At 65.8% G+C, this 25,211-nt stretch carries 25 protein-coding genes and 1 tRNA gene; 10 read left to right on the top strand and 16 right to left on the bottom strand.

The annotated features are described in order from the left end of the window. Positions 1 to 35 precede the first annotated feature (35 nt). The 9 genes from U1700_RS11330 to U1700_RS11290 all read right to left on the bottom strand — a co-directional run bounded on the left by U1700_RS11330 (position 36) and on the right by U1700_RS11290 (position 10,490). Positions 36 to 782 (bottom strand): peptidase, encoded by a 747-nt coding sequence (locus tag U1700_RS11330; RefSeq protein ID WP_332752765.1) that lies wholly within the window; start codon positions 780 to 782, stop codon positions 36 to 38. Further along, on the bottom strand, positions 779 to 1,621 hold the full coding sequence (locus tag U1700_RS11325) for a transglutaminase family protein (protein ID WP_332752764.1): 843 nt from the start codon (positions 1,619 to 1,621) through the stop codon (positions 779 to 781). The genes U1700_RS11330 and U1700_RS11325 overlap by 4 nt, the downstream gene beginning before the upstream one ends. Beyond that, positions 1,621 to 2,562: an alpha-E domain-containing protein gene (locus tag U1700_RS11320; RefSeq protein WP_332752763.1), complete on the bottom strand. Its 942-nt coding sequence runs from the start codon at positions 2,560 to 2,562 to the stop codon at positions 1,621 to 1,623. The genes U1700_RS11325 and U1700_RS11320 overlap by 1 nt, the downstream gene beginning before the upstream one ends. Next, complete coding sequence (locus U1700_RS11315; protein WP_332752762.1) at positions 2,562 to 4,004, bottom strand: circularly permuted type 2 ATP-grasp protein; 1,443 nt, start codon at positions 4,002 to 4,004, stop codon at positions 2,562 to 2,564. The genes U1700_RS11320 and U1700_RS11315 overlap by 1 nt, the downstream gene beginning before the upstream one ends. Positions 4,005 to 4,092: 88 nt before the next feature. Then, entirely contained in the window at positions 4,093 to 5,535 is a 1,443-nt protein-coding gene (locus U1700_RS11310; protein WP_332752761.1) for an efflux transporter outer membrane subunit, read from the bottom strand. Beyond that, positions 5,535 to 8,693, bottom strand: a complete 3,159-nt coding sequence (locus tag U1700_RS11305; RefSeq protein WP_332752760.1) for an efflux RND transporter permease subunit — start codon at positions 8,691 to 8,693, stop codon at positions 5,535 to 5,537. The genes U1700_RS11310 and U1700_RS11305 overlap by 1 nt, the downstream gene beginning before the upstream one ends. Next, positions 8,690 to 9,898, bottom strand: a complete 1,209-nt coding sequence (locus U1700_RS11300) for an efflux RND transporter periplasmic adaptor subunit (RefSeq protein WP_332752759.1) — start codon at positions 9,896 to 9,898, stop codon at positions 8,690 to 8,692. The genes U1700_RS11305 and U1700_RS11300 overlap by 4 nt, the downstream gene beginning before the upstream one ends. A gap of 113 nt (positions 9,899 to 10,011) precedes the next feature. After that, positions 10,012 to 10,389, bottom strand: coding sequence for a hypothetical protein (locus tag U1700_RS11295; protein WP_332752758.1), 378 nt, complete (start codon positions 10,387 to 10,389; stop codon positions 10,012 to 10,014). 24 nt (positions 10,390 to 10,413) lie between these two features. Continuing rightward, positions 10,414 to 10,490 (bottom strand) — tRNA-Arg (locus U1700_RS11290). A gap of 81 nt (positions 10,491 to 10,571) precedes the next feature. Between U1700_RS11290 and U1700_RS11285 the strand changes: the two genes are divergently transcribed. Continuing rightward, complete coding sequence (locus tag U1700_RS11285; protein WP_332752757.1) at positions 10,572 to 12,026, top strand: flavin-containing monooxygenase; 1,455 nt, start codon at positions 10,572 to 10,574, stop codon at positions 12,024 to 12,026. On the opposite strand, the gene U1700_RS11280 is transcribed toward U1700_RS11285, so the two are convergent. Beyond that, positions 12,018 to 13,022 carry an alpha/beta hydrolase gene (locus tag U1700_RS11280; protein WP_332752756.1) on the bottom strand — a complete coding sequence of 335 codons (1,005 nt, stop codon included), beginning with the start codon at positions 13,020 to 13,022 and terminating at the stop codon, positions 12,018 to 12,020. The two genes, U1700_RS11285 and U1700_RS11280, sit on opposite strands and share 9 nt — an antisense overlap. 86 nt (positions 13,023 to 13,108) lie before the next feature. Between U1700_RS11280 and phaR the strand changes: the two genes are divergently transcribed. The 7 genes from phaR (at position 13,109) to alr (ending at position 19,771) form a co-directional block, all read left to right on the top strand. Continuing rightward, positions 13,109 to 13,648, top strand: a complete 540-nt coding sequence (gene phaR, locus U1700_RS11275; RefSeq protein WP_332752755.1) for a polyhydroxyalkanoate synthesis repressor PhaR — start codon at positions 13,109 to 13,111, stop codon at positions 13,646 to 13,648. Positions 13,649 to 14,010: 362 nt separating this feature from the next. Continuing rightward, positions 14,011 to 14,682, top strand: coding sequence for a hypothetical protein (locus U1700_RS11270; protein ID WP_332752754.1), 672 nt, complete (start codon positions 14,011 to 14,013; stop codon positions 14,680 to 14,682). 46 nt (positions 14,683 to 14,728) lie between these two features. Beyond that, positions 14,729 to 16,111 carry a bifunctional UDP-N-acetylglucosamine diphosphorylase/glucosamine-1-phosphate N-acetyltransferase GlmU gene (glmU, locus tag U1700_RS11265; RefSeq protein ID WP_332752753.1) on the top strand — a complete coding sequence of 461 codons (1,383 nt, stop codon included), beginning with the start codon at positions 14,729 to 14,731 and terminating at the stop codon, positions 16,109 to 16,111. Continuing rightward, positions 16,112 to 17,935, top strand: coding sequence for a glutamine--fructose-6-phosphate transaminase (isomerizing) (glmS, locus tag U1700_RS11260; protein ID WP_332752752.1), 1,824 nt, complete (start codon positions 16,112 to 16,114; stop codon positions 17,933 to 17,935). Next, positions 17,932 to 18,342 carry a GFA family protein gene (locus tag U1700_RS11255; protein ID WP_332752751.1) on the top strand — a complete coding sequence of 137 codons (411 nt, stop codon included), beginning with the start codon at positions 17,932 to 17,934 and terminating at the stop codon, positions 18,340 to 18,342. Before glmS ends, U1700_RS11255 begins: the two co-directional genes overlap by 4 nt. Beyond that, on the top strand, positions 18,339 to 18,713 hold the full coding sequence (locus U1700_RS11250) for a tRNA-binding protein (protein ID WP_332752750.1): 375 nt from the start codon (positions 18,339 to 18,341) through the stop codon (positions 18,711 to 18,713). Before U1700_RS11255 ends, U1700_RS11250 begins: the two co-directional genes overlap by 4 nt. Positions 18,714 to 18,748: 35 nt before the next feature. Further along, a complete protein-coding gene (gene alr, locus U1700_RS11245) occupies positions 18,749 to 19,771 on the top strand; it encodes an alanine racemase (RefSeq protein ID WP_332752749.1) in 1,023 nt (340 codons plus the stop codon). Here the strand turns inward: alr and nth are convergent. The 3 genes from nth to U1700_RS11230 all read right to left on the bottom strand — a co-directional run bounded on the left by nth (position 19,745) and on the right by U1700_RS11230 (position 21,625). Further along, positions 19,745 to 20,419 carry an endonuclease III gene (gene nth, locus U1700_RS11240; protein WP_332752748.1) on the bottom strand — a complete coding sequence of 225 codons (675 nt, stop codon included), beginning with the start codon at positions 20,417 to 20,419 and terminating at the stop codon, positions 19,745 to 19,747. The genes alr and nth overlap by 27 nt on opposite strands. Beyond that, on the bottom strand, positions 20,416 to 21,123 hold the full coding sequence (dapB, locus tag U1700_RS11235) for a 4-hydroxy-tetrahydrodipicolinate reductase (RefSeq protein ID WP_332752747.1): 708 nt from the start codon (positions 21,121 to 21,123) through the stop codon (positions 20,416 to 20,418). The genes nth and dapB overlap by 4 nt, the downstream gene beginning before the upstream one ends. Positions 21,124 to 21,184: 61 nt before the next feature. Next, entirely contained in the window at positions 21,185 to 21,625 is a 441-nt protein-coding gene (locus U1700_RS11230; protein ID WP_332752746.1) for a hypothetical protein, read from the bottom strand. A gap of 296 nt (positions 21,626 to 21,921) precedes the next feature. Here U1700_RS11230 and U1700_RS11225 point away from each other — a divergent pair, with 296 nt between their 5' ends. Then, positions 21,922 to 22,332, top strand: coding sequence for an RcnB family protein (locus U1700_RS11225; protein ID WP_332752745.1), 411 nt, complete (start codon positions 21,922 to 21,924; stop codon positions 22,330 to 22,332). 49 nt (positions 22,333 to 22,381) lie between these two features. Here the strand turns inward: U1700_RS11225 and U1700_RS11220 are convergent, their stop codons facing one another. From U1700_RS11220 to U1700_RS11210, 3 genes are all read right to left on the bottom strand, one after another. Beyond that, positions 22,382 to 23,131, bottom strand: a complete 750-nt coding sequence (locus U1700_RS11220) for a DUF72 domain-containing protein (RefSeq protein ID WP_332752744.1) — start codon at positions 23,129 to 23,131, stop codon at positions 22,382 to 22,384. Between the two features lie 27 nt (positions 23,132 to 23,158). Next, positions 23,159 to 23,557: an acyl-CoA thioesterase gene (locus U1700_RS11215; protein ID WP_332752743.1), complete on the bottom strand. Its 399-nt coding sequence runs from the start codon at positions 23,555 to 23,557 to the stop codon at positions 23,159 to 23,161. 72 nt (positions 23,558 to 23,629) lie between these two features. Next, positions 23,630 to 24,409, bottom strand: coding sequence for an EAL domain-containing protein (locus U1700_RS11210; protein ID WP_332752742.1), 780 nt, complete (start codon positions 24,407 to 24,409; stop codon positions 23,630 to 23,632). Between the two features lie 84 nt (positions 24,410 to 24,493). Between U1700_RS11210 and U1700_RS11205 the strand changes: the two genes are divergently transcribed. Next, positions 24,494 to 25,195: an NAD-dependent deacylase gene (locus U1700_RS11205; RefSeq protein ID WP_332752741.1), complete on the top strand. Its 702-nt coding sequence runs from the start codon at positions 24,494 to 24,496 to the stop codon at positions 25,193 to 25,195. Positions 25,196 to 25,211 lie beyond the last annotated feature (16 nt).

The raw sequence follows: 25,211 nt of genomic DNA, 5'->3' as shown, positions 1-25,211 counted from the left end.
CCGAACCAAGCTACGCAACGCGTAGCGCCAACAAACTAAGCCGAAGGCGTACTATAAGGCGGCATCGGGATCGCCGCCGTTGCGTCGGCGATCGCCGTGTCCCACTGCTTCGACAAATGCGAGAAATAGGGATCGTCCCACCCGATCCTCTTATCGACGATCGGTTTGATGCTCCCCTGGCGCACCGCGATGATGTCGATCGGCAGCCCCACCGCCAAATTCGACCGCATCGTCGAATCGAAGCTGATCAGCGCGACCTTCATCGTCTCGTCCATGCTGGCATCGAACCGCACTCCGCGGTCGAGGATCGGCTTGCCATACTTCGCCTCGCCGATCTGGAGATAGGGCGTATCTGGCCCGCACTCGATCGAATTGCCTGCCGGATAGACCAGGAATAATCGGTACGGCTCGCCCCCGACCGACCCGCCGATCAGCAGCGTCGCATCGAAGTTGATGTCACCTTGCTCCAGGCTCTCCATCCCGTCGCGCGCCGCGCGCAACGCCCGCCCGACCGCCAGCGCCGCCTGGTAGATGCTCTTCACGCTATCCCAATGATCGACCTCCTCGGTCTCGGGATTGGGGCTTCCCTCCAGCATCCGGTGAAGCGCCCCCTGGGTCGTCGACAGGCTCCCCGCCGATGCCACCACGATCAGCCGGTCGGGGCCGTTGGCGACGACCCTCAGCTTGCGATAGCGCGAGATATTGTCGACCCCGGCATTGGTCCTGGTGTCGCCCATCATGATCAGCCCCTCGGCGACGAGGATCCCCACGCAATAGGTCATTGGCCGTTCTGTTCCTGGCTCTGCACTATTGTCCCCCCCGGCAGTGGCGAGGCCGCAGCATGAACCTCGACCACCATATGTTCGGCGCCCCCGCCGCGCCGCGCCCCGCGTACCGGCGCGGCATCGAGATAGTCCAGCCCAATCGCCACTCGCAAATAAGCGTCGGTCGCGCAAATCCCGTTGGCGGGATCGAACGCGACCCAGCCAAGGTCGGGCACATAGGCTTCGGCCCAGGCATGCGCCGCTTCCTGCTGGTCCGCGCCCGGTCGCGCCAGGTGACCCGACACATAGCGCGCCGGGATCTCGATCTCGCGCGCTGCAGTACAAAAGATCTGGGCGAAATCCTGGCATACGCCACTCGCCGCCGCGAGCGCCTCGGCCGCCGGAGTCGCGGTCCCTGTCGTTCCCGGCTGAAACTCCATCGCTCCGCGGATCGCTGTCATCAGCGCATGGCACGACGCCAGCACATCGTCATGCCGTGCCGCCTTGGCCAGCGCACCGATCGCCGCATCGCTGGTCGTCAGCACTGTAGGCCGCAGATAGACCATCGGCGGCAGCAATTCCTGCGCGCGGATCACCCCGGCACTGTCGCTGACATCGACCTCGCCATGAACGCTCAGCGTCAGCGCCGAAATCGATCCCTCGGCGTAGAACATCATCACCCGGTTGCCGAACGCATCCTGCGTCTCGCGCATCGTCCCGTCGACATCGGCATCGACCCGCCACGACCGCACATGCTGCGCATCATGGTCGCGCGGGCTCAGCCGCAGCGCCTGGACCACCGCGCTCGCTGGCATGGCGTAGGTATAGCTCGTGCGATGATCGACCCGGATGCGCATCAGAACAGATATTGCTCCATGATTGCGTGATCGAGCCGCAAATTATCGGCCAGGAAGGCCGTCGTATACTCGTGCAGTCCCGAGGCGAAGATCTGGTCCATCCGCCCCTTGTCGAACCGGTTGGCCAGCGCCACCGCCTGCCGATGCGCCGCCCCGCGCCGACCGCTGCGCATCGCCAGCTGATCGAGGTAGCGCGCGGCATCGTTCATGCACGCCGCCAGGCTGCGCGGCATCCTTTTGTTGAGAATCAGCAGGTCCGCCACCAGCCACGGCTTCACGCTCTCGCTATAGACATGGCGATAGGCGGTCAGCGCCGACACCGTCCGCAGGATCGTCGTCCACTGGAAATAATCCAGGCTTCCCCCGACCGGCTCGTCGCTCGGCAACAGCAAATTATACTTCACCTCGAGCAATCGCGCCGTATTGTCGGCCCGTTCGAGCACCGCGCCCAGCCGCAGGAACCAGTATGCCTGGTCGCGAAGCATCGTCCGGTGGGTCGCTCCGTCGAACGCCAGCGCCGATCCCTTGACCTGCTCGACCAGCCGCGAAATCGTCGTCGCCGCGCCGAGCTTGGGCCCGAATTTCTGCATCTCGAACCACGCCGAGTTGATCGCTTCCCACACTTCGACCGTCAGCGCGGTCCGCACCGCGCGGGCATTGGTCCTGGCTCGCTCGATGCAATTATACATCGACGACGGATTGTCGGGGTCGAGCGCGAGGAAATGCAGCGCGGTCTTCTCGCTCAGCTTGGGATATTTCTCGGCATAAAGGTTGCTCACCCCCGCCGCGACCAGTGCGCTCGTCCACGCGCTGACATCGCCGCCATAGTAAGAGGGCAGGGCGGCCAGCCTCAATGTCGCATCGGTCAGCCGCGCGATGAAATCGGCGCGCTCGACATAGCGCCCGGTCCAGAACAGATCGCCGGCGGTCCGGGAAAGCATCAGCCGTGCTCCCCCTCATCATCGACCACCCACGTATCCTTGGTGCCCCCGCCCTGGCTCGAATTGACCACCAGGGATCCCTCGCTCAGCGCCACGCGCGTTAGCCCCCCGGGCACGATCCGCGTGCCCTTCGCCCCGGTCAGCACGAATGGCCGCAAGTCGACATGGCGCGGCGCAACCCCGCTGTCGCAAAAGGTCGGGCAGGTCGACAGCGACAGCGTCGGCTGGGCGATGAACCCCTCGGGGTGCGCCTTGAGCTTGTCCGCAAACTCGGCCCGCTCGGCCGAGCTGGCATGCGGCCCGACCAGCATGCCATATCCGCCCGACCCGTCGACCTCCTTCACCACCAGCTCGGCGAGGTGATCGAGCGTGTAGGCCAGCGCCTCGGGCTCGCGGCACCGCCACGTCGGCACATTCTGCAGCAACGCCTCCTCGCCCATGTAAAAGCGAATGATCTCCGGCATATAGCTGTATATCGCCTTGTCGTCGGCAATCCCCGTGCCGACCGCATTGGCCAGCGTGAGGTTCCCCGCGGTCGACGCACTCATCAGCCCCGGCACGCCCAGCACCGACGTCGGCCGGAATGTCAGCGGATCGATATAGGCGTCGTCGACCCGCCGATAAAGCACGTCGATCCGCTGCGGGCCGTCCGTCGTCCGCATGAACAATTCATCGTCGCGAACCAGCAGGTCGCTCCCCTCGACCAGCTCGACGCCCAGCTTGTCGGCCAGGAAACTATGCTCGTAATAGGCTGAATTGTGGAACCCCGGGGTCAGCACCGCGACCACCGGCTCACGGTCGCAATTGGGCGGCGCGACCGACTGCAGCGTGTTGAGCAATATCTCGGGGTACGTCTCGACCGGCGCCACGCCATGTTTCGCGAACAGGTCGGGCAGCAACCGCATCATCACTTCGCGATTCTCGATCATGTACGACACCCCCGACGGGGTGCGGACATTATCCTCCAGCACGAAAAAATCGTCGGGCCCGGTGCGGACGATATCGATCCCGGCGATGTGGGTATAAATGCCGTGCGCCGGCTTGTGCCCCATCGCGGCGAGGCAAAATCCGGGATTGCGGAGCACCAGGTCCGCCGGGATGATCCCCGCCCGCAAAATCTCGCGCGGCCCGTAGATATCGTTCAAAAACGCATTGAGCGCCGTCACCCGCTGGACCAGTCCGCGCTCCAGTTTCGACCATTCGGCGCGCGACAATATGCGCGGCACGATGTCGAACGGGATCAGTCGCTCGTCGGCCTGCGCATCGCCATAGACGGCAAAGGTGATCCCGATGCGGCGAAAGAACAGCTCAGCCTGCTTGCACCGCGTCTCGAGATATTCGGGCGAACTCGTGGCCAGCCACTCGCGCACCGCAGCATAGGGATCCTGTCCCCCGTCCACGCCACCCGCAGGCCCCATTTCGTCATAAGCTATGGCGTCCATTCCCTGCAGCTTGCGAGGGCAAGCCACCAAGGGCAAGCGCTTTTCTGCCACGCGGCGCGAGATTATGGCGTCGCCATGACAGCCGGCTCTATAAAGTCGGATCCCCGCCCAGCGCGCGATACAGCGCGACCACACTTCGCGCGCGCACCAGCCGCGCCTGCGCCAGCGATCGCCGCGCCGCGTAAAGCGATCGCTGGGCGTCGAGGCTTTCGAGGAACGACGCCACCCCGCCGCGATAGCGGGCATCGGTCAGCATCGCCGCATCCCGCGCGGCGGCTTCCAGCGTCAGTTGCGCCCGAAGCTGGTCATCAATCGTCGATCGCCGCGCCAGCGCGTTGGCAACGTCGCGAAACGCCCCCTGCAACGTCTTCTGATAGGTTGCCAGCGTGCCCTCGCGGGTGGCGCGGACATAATCCAGATTGCCGCGATTGGTCCCGCCGAAGATCGGGATCGACACGCTCGGCGTAATCGCCGCGCTGAACGCCTTTGACGAAAACAGCCCGGCCAGCGACCCGCTCGCCAGCCCGGCAAGCCCGGTCAGCGAGATACGCGGGAAAAAGGCCGCGCGCGCCGCGCCGATCTGGGCATTGGCCGATCGCAGCCGATACTCCGCCTCGACCACGTCGGGCCGGCGAAGCAAGATCGAGCTGTCGAGCCCGGGTGAGGCGGCGCGTGCACTCGTCTCGACCGCCTCGATCGACGGCGGCAGGTCGGCGTCGACCACGGTCGATCCGGCCAGCAGGTCCAGCGCGTTGCGATCCTGCTGGACGATCGCTCCTAGATTGGCACGGTCGCTCTCAGCGGTCGCGCGCACTGTTTGCGCCTGCCGAAGGTCGGTTCGTGGCGCGATCCCGCCGTCGAGGCGCAACTTGGTCAGCGCCTCGCTCTTGCGCGCACTGACCACCGTGTCCTCCGCGATGGCCAGAAGCGATCGGTCGGTCGCCAGCGTGAACCACGCATCGGCAACATCGGCGACCATCGTCAGCTTCGTTGCCCGCGCCGCCGCCTCGGTCGCGAAATACGTATCGAGCGCGGCATTGGACAGGCTGCGCACCCGCCCGAACAGGTCGATCTCGAACGCCGATGCGCCAATGTCGACGCTGTAGTTGGTGTTCAGATCCTTCCCGCTCGAAGCGCCGGAAGTCGTGCCGGCCCCGCTGCCACCGCCCGAACTCGATCCCGAGTTTGATCCATACGGTGAATAGCGAACCGCGACATCGCCCCCGCCGGTCACCGTCGGCAGCTGTGCCGACCGCTGCACTCGATACAAGCCGCGCGCCGCAGCAATATTGGCCAGCGCCAGCCGCACGTCCTGGCTGTTCGCCAGCGCCTGCGCGATCACCCGTTCCAGGCGAGGATCGACGAACATGTCACGATGATCGAGGCTCGCCAGGCTACGCTCGCTTGCCAGCAGTGCCGGATCATGGACCGGCCAGCCTGCCGAAATTGCCGGCACGGGCGCGACATATTTGGGCTCCAGGCTGCACGCGGCCAACGTCAATATCAGCACCAGGCTCGTCACTCGCCGCATCACGGCCGCCCCTCCACCACGCCGGCATCGCGCTTGTGCCGCGGCCTCAGCCACGTCCGCACCAGCACGAAGAACAAGGGCACCAGGAAAATCGCGATCGCGGTCGCGGTCAGCATCCCCCCGACCACCGCCGTCCCGATCTCGACCCGGCTCTTGGCCCCCGCGCCAGTCGAGATCGCCAGCGGCACGACCCCGACGATGAACGCCAGGCTGGTCATGATGATCGGCCGCAGCCGCAGCCGCGCCGCCTCGATCGCCGCGTCGGCCGCGCTCTTGCCCTTGATCTCGGCCTGTTCGGCAAATTCGATGATCAGGATCGCATTCTTGGCCGACAGCCCCATCGTGGTCAGCAGGCCAACCTGGAAGAAGACGTCGTTCTGCAGTCCGCGCAGCCACACCGCCAGCGCCGCCCCGACCAGTCCGATCGGGATCACCAGCATCACCGCGAACGGGATCGACCAGCTTTCGTACAGCGCCGCCAGGCACAGAAACACGACGAGCAGCGACACCGAGTAAAGGAACGGCGCCTGGCTTCCGCTCAGCCGCTCCTGGTACGACAGGTCCGACCAGGCGATCGACGTCCCCGATATCTCCCCCGCCAGCGCGGCAATCCGCGCCATCGCGTCGCCCGAACTCTTGCCCTCGGCCGCCGATCCCTGGATCTGGTAGGACGGCGTTCCGTTAAATCGCGACAGCGACGACGGTGCCTGGCTCCACCCGGTCGTCGCGAACGCGGTGTAAGGCGCCATCGCCCCGCTCGTCCCGCGGACATACCATTGGCTCAGGTCCTCGGGGCGACTGCGGAACGGCGCATCACCCTGGACATAGACTCGCTTGACCCGCCCGCGATCAATGAAATCATTGACATAGGTCCCGCCCCACGCGGTCGCCAGCAGCTGGTCGGCGGCTTGCGACGTGATTCCCAGCGCTCCCAGTTTCTGGTCGTCGACCTTGACCGTCAGCGTCGGATTATCCTCCAGCGTGCCAAGCCTGACCGCGGTCAGCACCGGGTCGCCCTGCGCCGACCCGATCAGCCGGTCGCGTGCCGCCTTAAAGTCGGCCCGGCTCAGCCCGCCGGTATTGAGCAATTGCATCGTGAAGCCGTTGGACTGGCCCAGCCCGCGGATCGACGGCGGCGACAGGGCAAAGAATTCGGCGTCGCGCAACTGGCGGCCAAGCTCCATCGTCGCCTGCTTGGTGATCGCATCGGCGCTGGCCGTGCTCGCCGTGCGGTCGTCCCACGGCTTCAGCAGCAGGAAGCCGCGTCCGGCGTTCTGCCCCGACCCGCCGCCGCCACCCTGGCCCGAAACGGTGTAGACCGCGTCGACCGTGTCACCCATCTTGTCCCGAAAATACTTCTGTACCGTCGAAGCGACCGCTTCGGTGCGCGAAATTGTCGCTCCGGGGGGCAAGGTATACTGGATCTGCGCCCGCCCCTGATCCTCGACCGGCAGGAAGCTCGACGGCAGCGTCCACATCACCAGCCCCAGCACAAGGATGATCAGTCCATAGCCAACCAGCGCCCACCGCGGCTCCTCGATCGTCCGCCGCACCCGCTCGCGATACCGGTCCGACGTCCGCCCGAACCAGGCATTGAACCTGTTGCCATGATGGTGAAATCTGGCCGCCCATACCGTGTCCGAGCGTGTCGCCTCGCGCTTCAGCAAGGTCGCCGTCAGCGCCGGGGTCAGCACCAGCGCGACCACCACCGACAGCACCATCGACGACACGATGGTGACCGAGAACTGCCTGTAGATCACGCCCACCGACCCGCCGAAGAATGCCATCGGCAGGAACACCGCCGACAGCACCAGCGCAATCGCGATCAGCGCGGTGGTGATCTCGCCCATCGACTGAACCGTCGCGTCTCGCGGAGAGATGTCGGGGTTCTCCGCCATCACCCGCTCGACATTCTCGACCACTACGATCGCGTCGTCGACCAGCAGCCCGATCGACAGCACCATCCCGAACAGCGTCAGCGTGTTGATCGAAAAGCCGAAGGCGGCGAGGATCCCGAAGGTACCGAGCAGCACCACCGGTACCGCGATCGCTGGGATCAGCGTCGCCCGCCAGCTTTGCAGGAAGACGAACATCACGATCACGACCAGGATGATCGCCTCGAACAATGTCTTCTCGACCTCGTGGACCGACAGCTGGATGAACGTCGTCGAATCGATCGGAAAGCCGAAAGCATAGCCGTCGGGGAAGTCTTGGCTGCGGCGCTCGACCTCGGCCTTGACCAGCTCGGCGGTCTTGAGTGCGTCGGCGCCGGGCGCCAGCTGGACCGCGATTCCTGCGGCGGGATGGCCGTTGAAGCGGCTGACGATGGAGTAATTCTCCGCTCCCAGCTCGACCCGGGCGACATCGCCCAACAACACGCGCGCGCCATCGGCCTGGCTCTTGAGCACAATCTGGCGAAACTGGTCGGCTGTCGTCAGCCGCGACCGCGCCGTCACCGTCGCGGTCAGCATCTGGTCGGGGCCCGACGGCTGCGCCCCGATCTGCCCCGCCGCAACCTGGGCATTTTGCGCCTGGACCGCACTAACGACGTCGGACGGCATCAGCCCGACTCCGGCAAGCTTGGCCGGGTCGAGCCAGATCCGCATGGCATATTGCGATCCGAACACGCTGACGTCGCCGACCCCGGGGATTCGCCCGATCGGATCCTGAAGAGTCGACACCAGATAGTCGGACACATCGTTGTTGGTCGCCCGGTCGGTCTTGTCATAGACGGACACGATCAGCAGGAAGTCGCTGCTCGCCTTGGTCACCGTCACGCCCTGCTGCTGGACTGCTTGGGGAAGGCGAGCGAGCGCCTGCTGGACCTTGTTCTGGACCTGGACCTGGGCGATGTCGGGGTCGGTCCCCTTGGCAAAGGTCGCGGTCAGCGACGCCGATCCTGCCGAGCTGCTACTGCCGCTGAAATAGATTAGTCCGTCGATTCCGGTTAGCTGCTGCTCGATGATCTGGGTGACCGAACTTTCGACCGTGTCGGCCGAGGCGCCCGGGTAAGTTGCGCGCACGTTGATCGACGTCGGGGCGATGTCGGGATATTGTTCGACCGGCAGGCTGTACAGCGCGCCCGCCCCGGCCAGCATGATGACGATCGCGATGACCCAGGCGAAGATCGGCCGGTCGATGAAAACCCGGGAAATCATCCGCCGGCCGGGCCACTTCCACCCTTGCCGGCAGGCCTTGCGCGCGGCTTCGATCCCGCCGGGACCGGGACAATTGCCGTGTCGGGCCTGATCTTGCCGAGCCCCTCCACGATCACCCTGTCACCCGGGTTGAGACCAGCAGTCACCAGCCACTGGTCGCCCACCGTGCGGTCAGCGACGATCGTGCGCCGCACCGCCTTGTTGCCTGGCCCGACGACCAGCACCGTCGCCCGCCCCTGCGGATCGCGCGCCACCCCCGCCTGGGGTATCAGCATGGCGTCCGGGATCGACTGCTGGATGATCTTGGCGCGGACATACATGCCGGGCAGCAGCAGCCCCTGTGGATTGGGAAACTTCGCGCGAAGCGTCACCGATCCTGTTGCCGGATCGACCATCGCCTCGGCAAACTGCAGCGTCCCCGAAAAGCCGTAGGGCGTTCCGTCCTCCAGCGTCAGCTGGACCGAGGTTGCGGTGGGCACACTCCCGCCATGGCCGATCGACTGGCGCAGCTTGAGCAACTCGGCGCTCGATTGCTGGATATCGACAAACATCGGGTCGAGCCGCTGGATGGTGGTCAGCGCATCGGCCTGGTTGGCGGTTACCAAGCCCCCCGTCGTCACCAGCGATCGCCCGATCCGCCCGCTGATCGGGGCGGGTACGCGAGTGAAGCGCAGGTTGATCCGCGCTGCCTCCAATGTCGCTCGATTCTGCTGGACCGACGCCGCGCCCTGGCGAGCAGTGGCCGCCGCATCGGTATAATCCTGCTGGCTGATCGCCTGCATCTGCGCCAGCGGGCGATAGCGCGCAGCCTTGGCCGAAGCCGCTTGCCGCGCCGCCTCGGCACTGTTCAAATTGGCCTGTGCCTGCGCCGCCGTCGCCTGATAGACGCTCGGGTCGATCTGATAGAGTGTCTGCCCGGCACGGACGAGCGAGCCTTCGGTGAACATCCGCGCGCGGATTACGCCCGATACCTGCGGCCTGACCTCGGACGATTCAAAGGCCGACGTCCGACCCGACAGCAGGGTCGGAATCTCGACCGACTGGCGCTGGACGACGATGTAACCCGCCTCGGGGGTCGGCTTCTTGGGCGCATCCTTCTTGGTACACCCGCAAACGGCAAGCAGCAGGGCAAGCCCGATTGCAACCGGAATGCGCGGCCGGGAAGATGATGCTGCGGTGTGGCTGCTCAAATCGCGCTTACCCATGTCTCGCGATAAAGCCTACCCACCCCGGCCGCTTCGCATCCCGCCCCCAACCGGTGGCCCCGGGGGTAGGTTCCGCACGAGATTTGTGAAATCTTCATGACAGCTTACCCCCGTTACTCGGCTGGGGTCAGTGCCTGCGCCGCTTCAAGCCACGCCATCAGCGAACAGCGCAGAAGGTCGACTCCCGTAGAGCTGCCCGTCGCGGTCTTGTCGCCCAGCTGAAGCTCGACCTGGATGCGGATCTGGAGCGCGCTTTCTTCGGGCGAAAAGGTCGACACGACATTATAGGCAAGCAGCCGCGGCTCGATGCCGAGGATATGCCCCGCGGCAATGAACGCGGCGTCGAATGCGCCCGGCGCCTTGCCGATATCGGTCACTCTCCCGCGTACCGGGTGAAGCAGCTCGAGCCGCGCCACCGGCCAGACATTGTCCATCACCGGCGATCGAAGGTCGACCTTGCTCAGCGTCCAGCCGCCCTGGTTGCTCGTCATGGTCTTGTCCCCGTTGGCAGGAAGTGGCGCACCCAAGAGGATTCGAACCTCTGGCCTCTGCCTTCGGAGGGCAGCGCTCTATCCAGCTGAGCTATGGGTGCGTGCTGCCGATCGCTTAGCGTGAGGCAGGGCGGCGGGCAAGGCGAGTTGTCGCTCCCGGGGCGGTCGCCTAAGCCCGGGCGATGATCGACCGACCCAATTCCCCTGAACCGCTCGATGTCGTCATTGTCGGCGCCGGCCTTTCGGGGATCGGGGCTGCGGTTCACCTTCGGCGCAACCTGCCCGGCAAGCGTTTCGCCATCATCGAGGCGCGCGAGGCGATCGGCGGGACGTGGGACCTGTTCCGCTATCCCGGGGTGCGATCGGATTCGGACATGTCGACCCTGGGTTACAGCTTCAAGCCGTGGACCGACGCCCGCGCGATTGCCGACGGGCCGGCGATCCGCGACTATATCGAAGAGGCTGCACGCGAGCACAGTATCGTCCCCTATATCCGGTTCGGCCAGCGCCTCGTCGCGGCGCGCTGGTCAAGCGGGGAGGGGCGTTGGACACTCGAGATCGACCGCGGGGGTGAGCGGATTGAACTTGGCTGCTCCTTCCTCATGCTGTGCAGCGGCTATTACCGCTACGACCGTGGACACCGCCCGACCTGGCCGGGGGAAGAGCAGTTCGCGGGATCGATCGTCCATCCCCAGTTCTGGCCCGCCGACCTCGACGTTAGCGGCAAGCAAGTAATCGTCATCGGCAGCGGGGCGACGGCGGTGACCCTGGTCCCGGCCTTGGCCTCAATTGCGGCGCACGTAACGATGCTCCAGCGCTCGCCGAGCTATATCGTTGCGCGCCCCTCGGTCGACCGCATCGCCGCCCGGGCGCAGCGGTGGTTGCCGAAAGCCTTCGCTCACCGGTTCGTGCGGGCCAAGAATATCATCGCCGGGCAGCTTTTCTTCAGGCTCGCGCGGGCACGGCCGCAATGGATCGCGCGCAAGCTGATCGGCTTGGTCAAGCGCGAACTGGCCGACCGGTTCGTTCCCGCCGACTTCACTCCGCGCTATCGGCCGTGGGACCAGCGACTGTGCCTCGTCCCCGATGGCGATCTGTTCGCCGCCCTTCGCGCTGGGACGGCGAGTGTCACGACTGGCGAGGTGAACCGCTTCGGCGATCACTGCATCATATTGGCCGACGGCCGCCGTATGGATGCCGACGTGGTGGTGACCGCAACCGGGCTGGAGCTTCAGATCGGCGGCGGGGCGCGTTTCTTCGTCGATGGCGCTGTAATCGATCCCGCCCGCTGCCTCTCTTACAAGGGCGTGATGCTGAGCGGAGTGCCGAACCTTGGGCTGACTTTCGGCTACACTAATGCGTCGTGGACGTTGAAGGCCGACCTTACCAGCCAATGGATTTGCCGTTTGATCGCAACGATGGACCGGCGCGGCGCGACCATCGCTACGCCGCGTGTGGTGGGGGATGCTGGCGACGCGCCCTTGCTCGACTTCAGTTCAGGCTATGTCGCACGAGCGGCATCGACCTTGCCGCGGCAGGGCACTCGCCACCCGTGGCGGCTGCGCCAGAATTACCTGCGCGACCTGTTGATGTTGCGCCTCGGCCCGGTCGCCGACCGCGAGTTGTTGTTACGCTAGGAAATTGAGCAGGGGCCGGTGGAGGCTTTCCCGGGCGCGGCTGCCGACGATCATCCCGACATGACCTGCCGACACGGCGTGCCGCTCACCGGGCGGCGCACTGGCGGCGGGGACGATATGGTCGGCCTTGGCGGTGAAGTGGAGCGCGGGCACGGTGTCGGGCCGAATGATCGCGCCGCCGACCCGCCATTTTCCGTTGCCCGGCTGATTGTCGATGAATAGCGCTTCGATCAACTCGCGCGCCGCCGGGAGGGGCAGGGGCTCGCCGTCATTGGCCCAGTCTTCAAGCGTGACGAAGCGGGCAAGCGCGACGCTGCCCTCGGGCTCGTCAGCAAGGCGGGCGTATTTGGCGACGATACCGCGCGGATCGAGCGACCAGAAGGCCGCCTGGAGAACTTCGGTCGGAAGCACCCCGAGCGCCCGGGCGGTCGGTTCCGACTGTTGCCACAGCGCGCCCAGCGCCGTGCGCCCCTCGCGCGGATACTGATCGAAATCCCATGGTGCGGCGAGCGTCGCGACTCGCGTCACCGGGGCAAGGTTGGACGCAGCCAGCGCCATCGTCCCGCCAAGACAGTAACCCGCCAGCGCGACCGGCTCGCCAAGCGCCATTAGCAGCGGCATGAGCAACTGCTCGACATGGCCACCAAGATCGATTTCGGCGCGCGGTCCGGCGAAGCCCCAGTCGACCAGCAGGACTCGATGCTGACCAACCAGTGCCTCGGCCAACGACGCACCGGGAAGGTTGAGCACCAGCGGCGGATTGATCAGCGAGGGAATCAACACCACGGTCGAGCCATTGCCGCCAAGATCGCGCAGTGACGCGCCCCTGACGCTGGCGACCGCGGAGTGCCCCGGGGGCAGCGGGTCGCGCTTCGCTTCACCATAGCGCGCCAGCCCGGCCAGTGCTCGCCGCGCCAGCGCCGGATCGTCACGCGCCACATCCCCGACCAGCGACAAGAACAGCGGCAGCGGGCGCGGGGCATGTTTATGCTGCAAACCGTTCTGCAGCGGCGAAGCGATTTGTTGCAGCGCAACGTTCGGCGGTGCTAGTCTGTCGGTCATCTCACGGCGGAGCGTAGAACATGGGCAAGACTGGCGGCAAGGTGACGATCAAGAAGTACGCCAATCGGCGCCTCTACGACACCGAGAGTTCGAGCTATATCACCCTCGATCGGCTGGCGGCGATGATCCGCGAGGGACGCGAATTCGAAGTGCTCGATGCAAAATCGGGCGAGGACATCACGCACACTGTGCTGACGCAGATTATCGTCGACGAGGAATCGCGCGGATCGACCATGTTGCCGGTCAATTTCCTGCGCCAGCTGATCGGGTTGTACGGTGGCTCGATGCAGGGCGCGGTGCCATCCTATCTCGATGCCGCGATGGACGCCTTCAAGAGCAACCAGAATGCGATGCGCGACGCGATCACCGCCAATCCGCTCGCCGACCTTGCCAAGCGCAACATGGCGATGTTCGAGCAGGCGACTGCGGCGCTTCGCCCGGGAGCCGTCGGTGGTGCTGCGAGGGCTGCCGATCCGGCCGAAGGGGATCCGTCTGAAGTGGCGAAACTGCGCGCCGAACTGGCCGCGCTTCAGGCCAAGGTCGACAAGCTGGCGAGCTAAGGCTGGCACTTTTTCAACGCTCGTAAAAAAAGCGAATATCTGGTGCAAATTCCACTTGCACTATTGCCCGATCCGACTCATCTTCGTGGTGCCACTCAACACAGCGAAAGGAGGTGATCCGATGTCTCATGGTTCAGTTAAGAGGTCGGGTTCGTTCGTTCGGGGGACGCTGGCCTAACCGCCAGCTAGGGTCTCCCGGGCTGGAACACTCCGGCCGCTGACCATGTCGGGGGAGCTGCTACCATCGGGTGGCAGCTCCCTTTACTTATGTGGTCAGCGCTCCCGCGTGCTGCTGCGCGCTTGACGGAACCGTTTCGCACGTGAACCGTCTTGTCAGCGACACATTCAAGCGGAGGGCAGACATGGCCAAATCGACCACCAAATCGGGCAGCAGCAAAGGCAGCGGAGAAACCACGATCGACCGGCTGGCAAAAGCCGCGGTCAGTCGCGAGATGCTGGCCGCCGGATTGACTGCCGCCGCGGCCGCAATCGCCGCCAGCCCGACCGCCCGGCGTAAGATCCGGGACGCCGGAATGGACGCTGCCGACAGCGCCTCAAGCGCCGCGACCGCGGTGATGTCGAGCGCATCGAAGCTCGGCACGTTGATTGCGGAAGCGGTTGCTGACGCCGCCCAGCGCGTGCTGTCGGGCAAGTGGAGCGACGAGATTGGCGCAAGTGCATCGAGTGCCGCCCATTCGGTGATGAGTGCTGCCGCCAAGGCGACCGGCACTGCGGGCAAAAAGGCGCCCGCCAAGACATCGGCGAAGAAGGCCAGCACGGCCAAGCGCGCGACAGCGGCGAAGGCGCCCGCCAAGCCGCGCGCAAAGCCCGGCCCCAAGCCGAAGGTCGCGACCGCCGCTGCTGCGGCTCCGGCGTCAGCTAGGACGGCCAAGAACACCGCCAAGCCCGCGCCCAAGCCGCGCTCGGCGCCCAAGCGCGCTACCTCGACGGCTCGACGCGGGGCGGCTGCGCGCAAGCGGGCCTCGCCCAAGCCGCCCACGCCGAAGGGCGGCGGTGACGCGCCCAAGTCCTGATCTTGCAAGTGGCGCGGGGGATGCGGGCGTGGCATGAGCCGCGGCCATGACATCGCCTGACACCCCCGCCGCCCTACTTGCCGCGCCACTCGCCGTCATCATCCTCGCCGCCGGGCAGGGGACGCGGATGAAGTCGGCCACCCACAAGGTGCTTCACCCGATCGCGGGCAAGCCGATGCTGCTTCACCTGCTCGACACCGTCGCCGCGCTGTCCCCGGCGCGCGAGATCGTCGTCGTTGGCAAGGGTCGCGAGCAGGTCGAGGCCGCCGTCTTGCCGCGCGGAGTCAGGACCGCGTTTCAGGCCGACCAGCTCGGCACCGCGCACGCCGTCGCACAGGCGCTCCCCGCGCTCGACGGCTTCGACGGCAATGTGCTGATCCTCTACGGCGATACGCCCTTCGTCGGCGCCGATACGCTGCGTTCGATGATCGCCCGTCTCGGTGCCCCCGACGCGCCGGGGATCGTCGTCCTGACCCACACCCCACCCGACGCCGGCGCCTATGGACGGGTTATCCTGGGCGCCGGCGACCGCGTCGCGAAAATGGTCGAATATAAGGACGCCAGCCCCGCTGAACGTTCGGCCACTCTCTGCAACAGCGGCATGATGGCGCTGTCGGCCGCGAACTTGCGGCGCTGGATGCCGCTCGTCGGCAACGACAATGCGGCCAAGGAGTATTACCTTCCCGACCTCGTCACCGTGGCGGCCGGCGAAGGCATTGCGGCGGTCGCGGTCGAGGGCGCACCGATCGAGGCGATCGGGATCAACAGCCGCGCCGAACTCGCCGCCGCCGAAGCCGAGTGGCAGCAACGCCGCCGCGCCGAGATGATGGCGGCCGGCGTGACCCTCATCGACGCACCAAGCGTCTGGCTCGCCGCCGACACCGTCATCGCCGCCGATGTCACGATCGAGCCCAACGTCTTCTTCGGCCCCGGCGTCACCATCGCCAGCGGCGCCACGATCCGCGGCTTCAGCCATATCGAGGGCGCTACCATCGGCGCAAATTGCGAAGTCGGCCCCTTCGCCCGCCTCCGCCCCGGTGCCGTCATGGACGAGGGCGCCAAGGTCGGCAATTTCGTCGAGATGAAGAAAGCGCGGCTCGGCCCGGGCGCCAAGGCCAATCACCTGACCTATCTCGGCGACGCGGACGTCGGGGCAAAGGCCAACATCGGCGCGGGCACGATCACCTGCAATTATGACGGCTATTTCAAATACCGAACCGTGATCGGCGAAGGTGCGTTCATCGGCTCGAACAGCGCACTGGTCGCTCCGGTGACGATCGGTGCCGGCGCGATCGTCGGCGCGGGCAGCGTGGTGACGAAAGACGTCGAGCCCGACGCACTGGGCATTGCGCGGCCTGAGCAGAAGGGCCTTGCGGGCTGGGCCAAGCGTTTTCGTGGTCGCCAGACCGCCAAGAAGGAAATATCGTAAATGTGTGGAATCGTTGCGATCGTCGGCAAGTTATCCGTCGCCGAACGCCTGTTCGCCGGGCTCAAGCGGCTTGAATATCGCGGCTATGATTCGGCCGGTATCTGCACCGTCGTCGACGGCCAGTTCGAGCGCCGCCGCGCCGAGGGCAAGCTGGAGCACCTCCGCGGTGCGCTCGATGCAGAACCGCTCGCCGGCAATGTCGGCATCGCCCACACCCGCTGGGCAACCCATGGCAAGCCGACCGTCAGCAACGCGCACCCGCACATTGTCGGCCCGGTCGCGCTGGTCCACAACGGCATCATCGAGAATTTCAAACTGCTCCGCGACGAGCTGCTCGCCGAGGGGCGCGAGTTCACGTCGGAGACCGACAGCGAGGTCGTCGCGCACCTCGTCGCGCGCGAAGTCGAAGGTGGCGCCGACCCCGCAACCGCCGTCGCCACTGTCCTCCCGCGTCTGATCGGGGCGTTCGCGATCAGCTTCCTGTTCCGCGATTATCCCGACCTGATCATCGGCGCACGGATGGGGGCGCCGCTGACGGTTGGCTATGGTGATGGCGAAAACTACCTCGGTTCGGACGCGCTCGCGCTGGCGCCCCTGACCCAGCGCATCGCCTATCTCGACGAGGGCGACTGGGTCGTCGCGACGCGGGACAATGTGCAAATTTATGATCGCGACAACCAGCCAGTGACTCGCGAAATCGTTCAGTCGGGCGCCACTGCCGAGGAGATCAGCAAGGGCAATTACCCGCATTTCATGCTGAAGGAGATTTTCGAGCAGCCCCTCGTCGTCGCCCAGACCCTCCAATCCTATGTCCGCGCGTTCGACGGCGAAGTCACCATGCCCGACACCAGCCTCGACCTGGCGGGCATCAAGCGCGTCACGATCGTCGCCTGCGGAACGAGCTATTACGCCGGAATGGTCGCCAAATACTGGTTCGAGCAGTTCGCCCGCGTCCCCGTCGACCTCGATTTCGCGAGCGAGTTCCGCTATCGCGAACCCGTCCTCGAAGCCGGCGGCCTGGCGCTGTTCATCAGCCAATCGGGCGAGACCGCCGACACGCTGGCCGCACTCCGCTACGCCCGCGAGCACGGACAGGTCATCGCCGTCGTCGTCAACGTGCCCACCAGTTCGATGGCGCGCGAGGCCGACCTGCTCCTGCCCACCCGCGCCGGGCCAGAAATCGGCGTCGCCTCGACCAAGGCCTTCTCGTGCCAGCTGGCGGTGCTCGCCGCTTTCAGTGCCAACCTCGCCCGCGCCCGCGGCCACCTTACCCGCGAGGAAGAACGCGAGCTCGTCACCCACCTCAACGAAGCCCCCGCCGCGATCAACGAGGCGCTTGGCCATGACGAGGAAATCGCCGCCATGGCGCACCTCGTCGCCCCGGCACGCGACGTGCTCTACCTCGGGCGTGGGCCCGACTATCCGATGGCGCTCGAGGGCGCGCTTAAATTGAAGGAAATCAGCTACATCCACGCCGAAGGCTATGCTGCCGGCGAGATGAAGCATGGCCCGATCGCGCTGATCGACGAGCATGTCCCGGTGATCGTCCTCGCGCCGTCAGGGCCGCTGTTCGAAAAGACCGTCAGCAACATGCAGGAGGTCCGCGCGCGCGGCGGCCAGATCATCCTAATCTCCGACGCCGAGGGGATCGCCGAGGCCGGGGAGGGCACGATCGCGACGATCACCATGCCCAAGGTCCACCCCCTCATCGCGCCGCTGGTCTACGCCGTCCCGGTTCAACTGCTCGCCTATCATGTCGCTGTCGCCAAAGGCACCGACGTCGACCAGCCGCGCAACCTGGCGAAGTCGGTCACGGTGGAATGAGCCTTGCCGGCGCCTGCCATTGCGGCCGTGTCACGATCGAGCTTGATCGCCCGCCCGAATATCTGAACGACTGCAACTGCACATTGTGCGTCACGCGCGGCGGGCTGTGGGGCTACTTTCGACCCGACGAAGTGCGGATCGACGGGGATACCACCGCTTACCGGCGCAGAGACCTGGCCGAAACCGCGCTCGCCCTTCATTTCTGCGGAAAGTGTGGATCGCCGACCCACTGGGTTGCATTGCCCGAATATGTCGCCCGCCATGGCGGCGGCGACCGGATGGGCGTCAACATGAAACTGTTTGCACGCGACGCGCTGTCGGGCATCGAATGCCGTTTTCCCGACGGCTTGCGGTGGGACGAATCTAGCGAGTGCGGCGTTGTTCGACCGTCGGAGATCATGCCATGACCCACGCCCTTCCCGATGCCAACGCCCCCGCCGCACCTGTCATCAGCTTCGACGACTTTCTCAAGGTCGACATCCGCGTCGGCACGATTGTGGCGGCCCACCCTTTCCCCGAGGCGCGCAACCCGGCGTGGAAGCTCGAGATCGACTTCGGCCCCGCCATCGGCATCAAGAAATCGAGTGCCCAGATCGTCGAGCACTACAGCCCCGACACGCTCATCGGCCGCCAGGTCGCGGCAGTCGTCAATTTCCCCCCGCGCCAGATCGGCAAGGCCATGTCCGAAGTCCTCACCGTCGGCTTTCCCGATGCCGCCGGGGCAGTGGTGCTGTTCGCTCCCGACCAGCCCGTGGCCAACGGCGCGCGGCTATTCTGACTGGACGGCGGGCGACGAGGCGCTAATCCCCTCGCATGCACCGCCCGCTCCGCCTTCGCATCGATACTGCAGCGCTTGCCGCCAATTGGCGCTGGCTGGCGGACCGCTCGGGCACGGCCTGCGGAGCGGCGGTCAAGGCCGATGGCTATGGCATTGGCTCACGGCTGGCGGTCGACACGTTGGTCACCGCCGGCTGCCGCGATTTCTTCGTCGCAACATGGGACGAGGCCGATCGGCTCGGTCCGCTGCCGGAGGACGCATCGGTCAGCATTCTTCACGGCGTTGGCCCCGACGACATCTCCGCTGCCCTGGCGAGCACGGCGCGCCCGGTGCTATCATCGATCGAGCAGGTCGCCCGGTGGAAGCAGGTCGCACCCGGCCGGACCTGCGACCTGATGGTCGATACCGGCATGAACCGTCTCGGCCTCCGCCCCGAACAATTGGCCGCCGCCGATGGCCTCCACATCGACACGCTGATGAGCCACCTCGCCTGCGCCGATCAGGATCACCCCCTCAACGACACCCAGCTGGCCCGCTTCCAGGGCATCGCAGCGGCAATCCCGGCACGCCGCGCAAGCCTCGCCAATTCGGCCGGCATCTGTCTCGGTCGCGACTATAGCTTCGACCTCGTTCGCCCAGGGCTAGCACTGTACGGCGGCAGTCCGCGCGCCGAGGCTGTCGGCCACATCGCACAGGTTGCCTTCCCCCAGGCGCAAATTGTCCAGCGGCGGATCGTGCCAGCGGGCGAAAGCATCGGCTATGGCGCGACCTTCGTGGCCGCCGCCGAGACTCAGGTCGCGATCCTCAACCTGGGCTATGCCGATGGCTATTGGCGCGGCTTTTCAGGGACCGGGTCGGCAACCCATGACGGTGCAACCCTGCCAATTGTCGGGCGCGTGTCGATGGACCTCATCGCGATCGATTGCGGCGCTGCCCCGGCCTTGCGCGAAGGCGACTGGGTCGACATCGCCTACGACCTCCCGACTGCCTCGGCTGCCAGCGGCATGTCGCAGTATGAGCTGCTGACCGGGCTAGGCGGCCGCTTCGACCGCGACTGAGGCGCTCGCTTTCGGAGCAGGCGTCTTCGGCTTGTACGGACAAAGATCCTCAACCGGGCAGCGCCAACACTCGGGTTTGCGCGCCTTGCAGATATAACGCCCGTGGAGGATCAGCCACATATGGGCATGTCGCAGAAACGGTCCGGGCGTCGCTTTCATCAGCTTTAATTCAACCGCTAGCGGCGTCTTTCCCGGCGCGAGCTTCGTCCGGTTGGCAACCCTGAACAAATGCGTGTCGACCGCGATCGTCGGCTCGCCAAAGGCCGTGTTAAGCACGACATTGGCAGTCTTTCGCCCGACCCCGGGCAGCGTTTCCAGACTCGCCCGGTCGCGCGGTACTTCGCCTTCGAACCGCTCGATCAAAATCTCCGACAGGGCGATGACATGCTTCGCCTTGGTGTTGAACAACCCGATCGTCCTGATGAAGCCGCGCACCCCTTCCTCGCCCAGCTCGAGCATCGCCTGCGGCGTATTTGCCACCGCGAACAATTGCCGGGTCGCAATATTTACACTGACGTCGGTTGCCTGTGCCGACAGCGCCACAGCGATCAGCAGCGTGTAAGGCGTCGTCCACTCCAGCTCGCCCTCGGGCTCGGGGTTGAGCTCGGCCAGCCGCCGGTAAAATTCGAACACGTCCGCCTTGTTCATGATGCGGCGACGACGTCCGCCATCGAATAAAGTCCGGCCGGCTTGCCATGCAGGAACCGCGCCGCCGCAATCGCACCGCGCGCAAAGATCGCCCGGCTCTCGGCCCGGTGCGACAGGATCAGTCTCTCCTGCGGCCCGGCGAAAATCACGTCATGGTCCCCCGCCACCGTCCCGCCGCGAAGGCTCGCAAAGCCGATATTGCCTGCGACTCGCACCAGCCCGGTCCCGTCCCGCCCGCGCTCGCTATGCTCGGCCAGGCTCACCCCGCGCCCCGCCGCTGCCGCCTCGCCCAGCGCCAGCGCAGTCCCCGACGGCGCATCGGCTTTGCGCGCATGGTGCATTTCGACGATCTCGATATCCCACGCCGTGCCCAGCACCCGCGCCGCGCGCTCGGTAAGATCGCTCATCAGCGCCACCCCGAGCGAGGTATTGGCCGCGCGCAACACCGCCACTTGTCGCGCCGCCTCAGCGATATCGGCATCGCCGCCCGCGTCGAGTCCGGTGGTTCCGATCAGCAACGGGGTCCCGGACGCCACCGCCCGCGCCAAGCTTCCGCGCAGCGCTTCGGGGGCCGAAAAATCGACCAGCACGTCGCCATCGTCGGCAATCCGCACCGCGCCATCCTCGGCCGCGGCGTCGGTGATCGCCCGGCCCATCCGGCCGTTCGGGGCGGTAAGGGCGATGGTCAGCGGCAAATTGCTCATCGCCGCTTCATGGGGCGAAGTGGGGAGCGGTGCAACGCCGCCCCCCATCGATCACGCCATTCTATTTGCGCCAGACCTGCTCCTGCAACAGGATGGATCCGACGCGATGGCGATATTTCGCGCGCTCGCCGCTGCCTGCTTCCATCGCCCGGTCGGTCGTCGCCAGATAGGCGTTGAGCGCCGCGTTACGCGCCTCGCCCTCGGCGTTGGTCGGCATATGGTCGAACATCGTCACCAGCACGACATCGGCCTCGTCGACGCGGGGGTTGACGTTGTCGAGGATCTTGTAGCCCTTGATATAGCCCTTGGAGACTTGCCAATCCATCTGCTTGCGCCACGCCCCGGCGAGGTAATCGGCATAGTCGCCGGCGTGGCCGTCATCGATCTTGATCCGGCTCATCACCCAGTAATCGCCATTCTTTAGCGGCATTTCCTGTGCCGCTACCGGCATCGCAAGACTGAACGCCACCGCACCAAGCGCGGCCAATGCAAACTTGTTCATTGCACCATCTCCCCCTGTCGTGGGCGGGATGCCCACATCAGCTCTTCCAGGGGAACGGCGTCGGCACCGGCCGAACGCCGATACAGGGCGTCGTTCCGGGGCCGGATTAACCATGACGCCCCGAGTCGCTCCTAACACAAATTAACATCGTCCGCTGCCGATGCGGCCTCTGCCGCGCCTTGCTCCTGCCTGACCATTGCGTTTGGAACCGGTTCATCGGCCATCGCTTATACCCGGCAACAGGGTGGGAAACGGACGAGATGAAGCAGCCTCGCCCCACATTTGGAGTATGAACCATGCGTAAGATGATCTTGACCGCGATGCTGGCCGCGACTGCCGCACTTCCGACCATGGCGAGCGCGCAAGACGCGCAGCGCATGGATCGGCGCCACGAAATCCGCGAGGATCGCCGCGATCTTCGCCATGACCGTCGTGAGCTTCAGCGTGACCGCCGTGATTATCAGCGCAATCGCGTCGCCTACGTCTCGCCTTATCGCGGCTGGCGCTATCAGCCGGTGACGTCGGGTTATCAACTGCGCCCGGCCTTTTACGGCCAGCGTTACTGGGTCAACGACTATGGCCGCTACAACGTCGCCGCGCCGCGCCCGAACCTTCGCTGGGTGCGCTATGGCAACGACTTGCTGCTGGTCAACGTCCGCAGCGGCCGCGTCTTCCAGGTGCGCCACAACGTCGCTGGTAACCGCTGAGCAACACGGAAAAACGGCCCGGCGCGAGTCCTCCTCGCGCCGGGCTTTTCTATGCGCCCAGCCGTTCCTGCAGCGCCATCGCCGCCGACGGTGCTCTCACCTTCGCGCCGTTGATCAGGAACAGATAGCCATCGCGCCCGGCCTCGCCCCACGCCCGCGCCATGCTTGCGAACCGGTCGAGATCGCCCTCGTCATACCCCGTCGCAATCGTCTCGCGCATCCGCTGCAGCCTCGCGTAGCGGAAGCTCGCGGTGTCGGCATCGATGCACGGAAACTCGTCGTCATCACCAAACACCACCGCCACATCATGGTCGCGGCACAGCTCGAAAAACGCCGGATCGCGGAAACTCTCGTGGCGCGGCTCGATCACATGGCGAAGCGTCACTCCGTCATGCCGCGCGGGCAGCAGCCTTAGGAACGCCGCCATATCCTCGCGCTCGAACCTGCGCCGCGCCGCCAGCATCCACAGCAACGGCCCAAGCTTGTCGCCAAGCAGACTCATCCCTTGTGCGAGAAACTGCCCGATCCCCTCACCGGCATCGGCCAGCCTCGGCCGGGTCACGCAATAGCGCGAGCCCTTGATCGCAAACTGGAAGCCGTCGGGCACGGCCCCCGCCCATTTGGCCCAGCTCGCCCGAGACTGGCGACCATAGAAGGTCGCGTTGATCTCGATCGCTCCGAACGTCGCCGCGGCAAATTCAAGCTCGCGGCGATGGGGCAACCCCACAGGATAAAACACCCCGCGCCACGGCTCGTAAGTCCAGCCGCCGATACCGATGCGGACGATGCCCTTGGTCATGGCGCAAACCTAACGCCGCGCCGCGCCTCAAGCCAGCGGCATGAACCGCGCGATGATGTCCCGCGCCAGTCGGGCCGGGCGCTTCGATACCGCGTCGAGGCAGCACCAGCTGCTCTTCACTTCGGCGATCACGTCCTCGCCGCGCATGATCAGCGTCGTGAACGCGGCGCGCGCGCCTTCGACCTTTTCGGCGATGACGTCGGCCACCACCAGGTCGTCGAGGAAGGCCGGGCGGCGATATTTAATCTCGTGGCTCAGCGCGACCCACAAATGGCGGGCGACCGCCTCGGGAGGCGCGATCGTCTCCCAATAACGGACGACGGCTTCCTGCACCCACTTCAGATACACGCTGTTGTTGACGTGCCCCATATGGTCGATGTCGGCCGGCAAGATGCCGATTTTGTGATGATAGGGGACGCTGGTCATGCCCGCGACTCTCGGCGCTACTGACAGGAATGTCAATGATTTATGGCCGGATTGTGGCACAGAAACCGTTACTTATGCCAGCTTGCGGCGGCGCTCGCCGATCCCCTGGTTGAACAGCGGCGGGAAGGCCGACAGCTGCCCGATCGCCGGCCGCCCGATCAGATAGCCCTGCGCCAGCCGCACCCCCAGCCCGCGCAGCATGGTCAGCTCCCCGTCGGTCTCGACCCCCTCGGCGATCAATCCCATCCGCAGCCGCCGAGCAAGCCCGACCAGCGCCTCCACGATCGCCTGCTTCGCCGGGCTATTATCAATCTCGCGGATGATCTTCATGTCGACCTTGATCAGGTCGGTCTGGACTTCCGCCAGCAAACCGAGCCCCGAATGGCCGACCCCGAAATCGTCGATCGCGGTGGTGAAGCCAAGCTCGTGATAGGTGCGGATGATGCCGCGTAGATGCTCGACGCTCGACAGGTCCGCCGCCCCGAATTCGAACATCAGCCGCTCGCTCGGAAAGCCCACTTCGCGCGCCGTGCGCAGCGTCAGCTGGATATCCTCGTGCGGGCTTTGAATCGCGGTCGGCATGAAGTTGATCGACAGTTTGGCGCGCGTGTTGAGGATCCCCGCTTCCACCGCGCCGCGGATTGCATTGACCCGGCACGCTTGGTCGAACTCGCGGCGGTTGTCGTCACCGATCCACGAGAGGACTTCGCCCGCCGACTGCCCGCCCGCGCCGCGCACCAGCGCTTCATAGGCGAACACTTCGCCCGACACGATGTCGACGATCGGCTGGAAAGCAGCGCAAATCCGCGCCTCGAGCGGGTGGCGATCGCGCGAGCGCAGCGGATTTTTCAAGGGCGGCAGGCCGAGCATCGGCGCAGGCTAGGGACGAAGGCCTTAACGACCTGTTATGTTGCCCGCGAACCCGGAGCAAATTTGATGTGCAAACCCGACAATATCGTCATCCTCACCGGCGCCGGCATCTCGGCCGAAAGCGGAGTCGCCACCTTCCGCGCCGCCGACGGGCTGTGGGAAGGGCACAAGGTCGAAGCCGTCGCCACTCCAGAAGGCTTTGCCGCCGACCCCGCGCTGGTCCACGCTTTCTACGACGCGCGGCGAGCACGGCTAGACGAGGTAGTTCCAAATGCCGCCCACGAGGCGCTGGCGCTGCTCGATGCCGAATGGCCGGGCGAGCTGCTGATCGTGACCCAGAATGTCGATGACTTGCACGAGCGCGCCGGGGCGCAAAGGCTGGTGCACATGCACGGCGAATTGCTCAAGGCGTGGTGCCTTGCCTGCGACTCGCGCGTCCCATGGACCGGCTCGATGAGCGAGGCCGCAATCTGCCCCGCCTGCGCCGCCCCCGGCCGGCTGCGCCCCGACATCGTCTGGTTCGGCGAAATGCCCTACGACATGGACCGTATCGAAGCCGCGCTTCGCAACGCCGACCTGTTCGTTTCGATCGGCACCTCGGGCGCGGTTTATCCCGCCGCGGGCTATGTCCAGACCGCGAAATATTGCGGCGCCCACACCGTCGAGATCAACCTCGAACCTAGCCAAGGCAGCATCTTTTTCGACGAGGTTCGCCTTGGCAAGGCGGGGGTCGAAGTACCGAAGTGGGTGGAGGAGATGCTGGCCTGACCCTCCCCATGGAGCA

The organism is Sphingomonas sp. RB1R13 (assembly GCF_036663775.1).
In the GTDB taxonomy this organism is placed as follows: domain Bacteria; phylum Pseudomonadota; class Alphaproteobacteria; order Sphingomonadales; family Sphingomonadaceae; genus Sphingomicrobium.
This window is presented reverse-complemented; position numbering and strand designations above follow the sequence as displayed.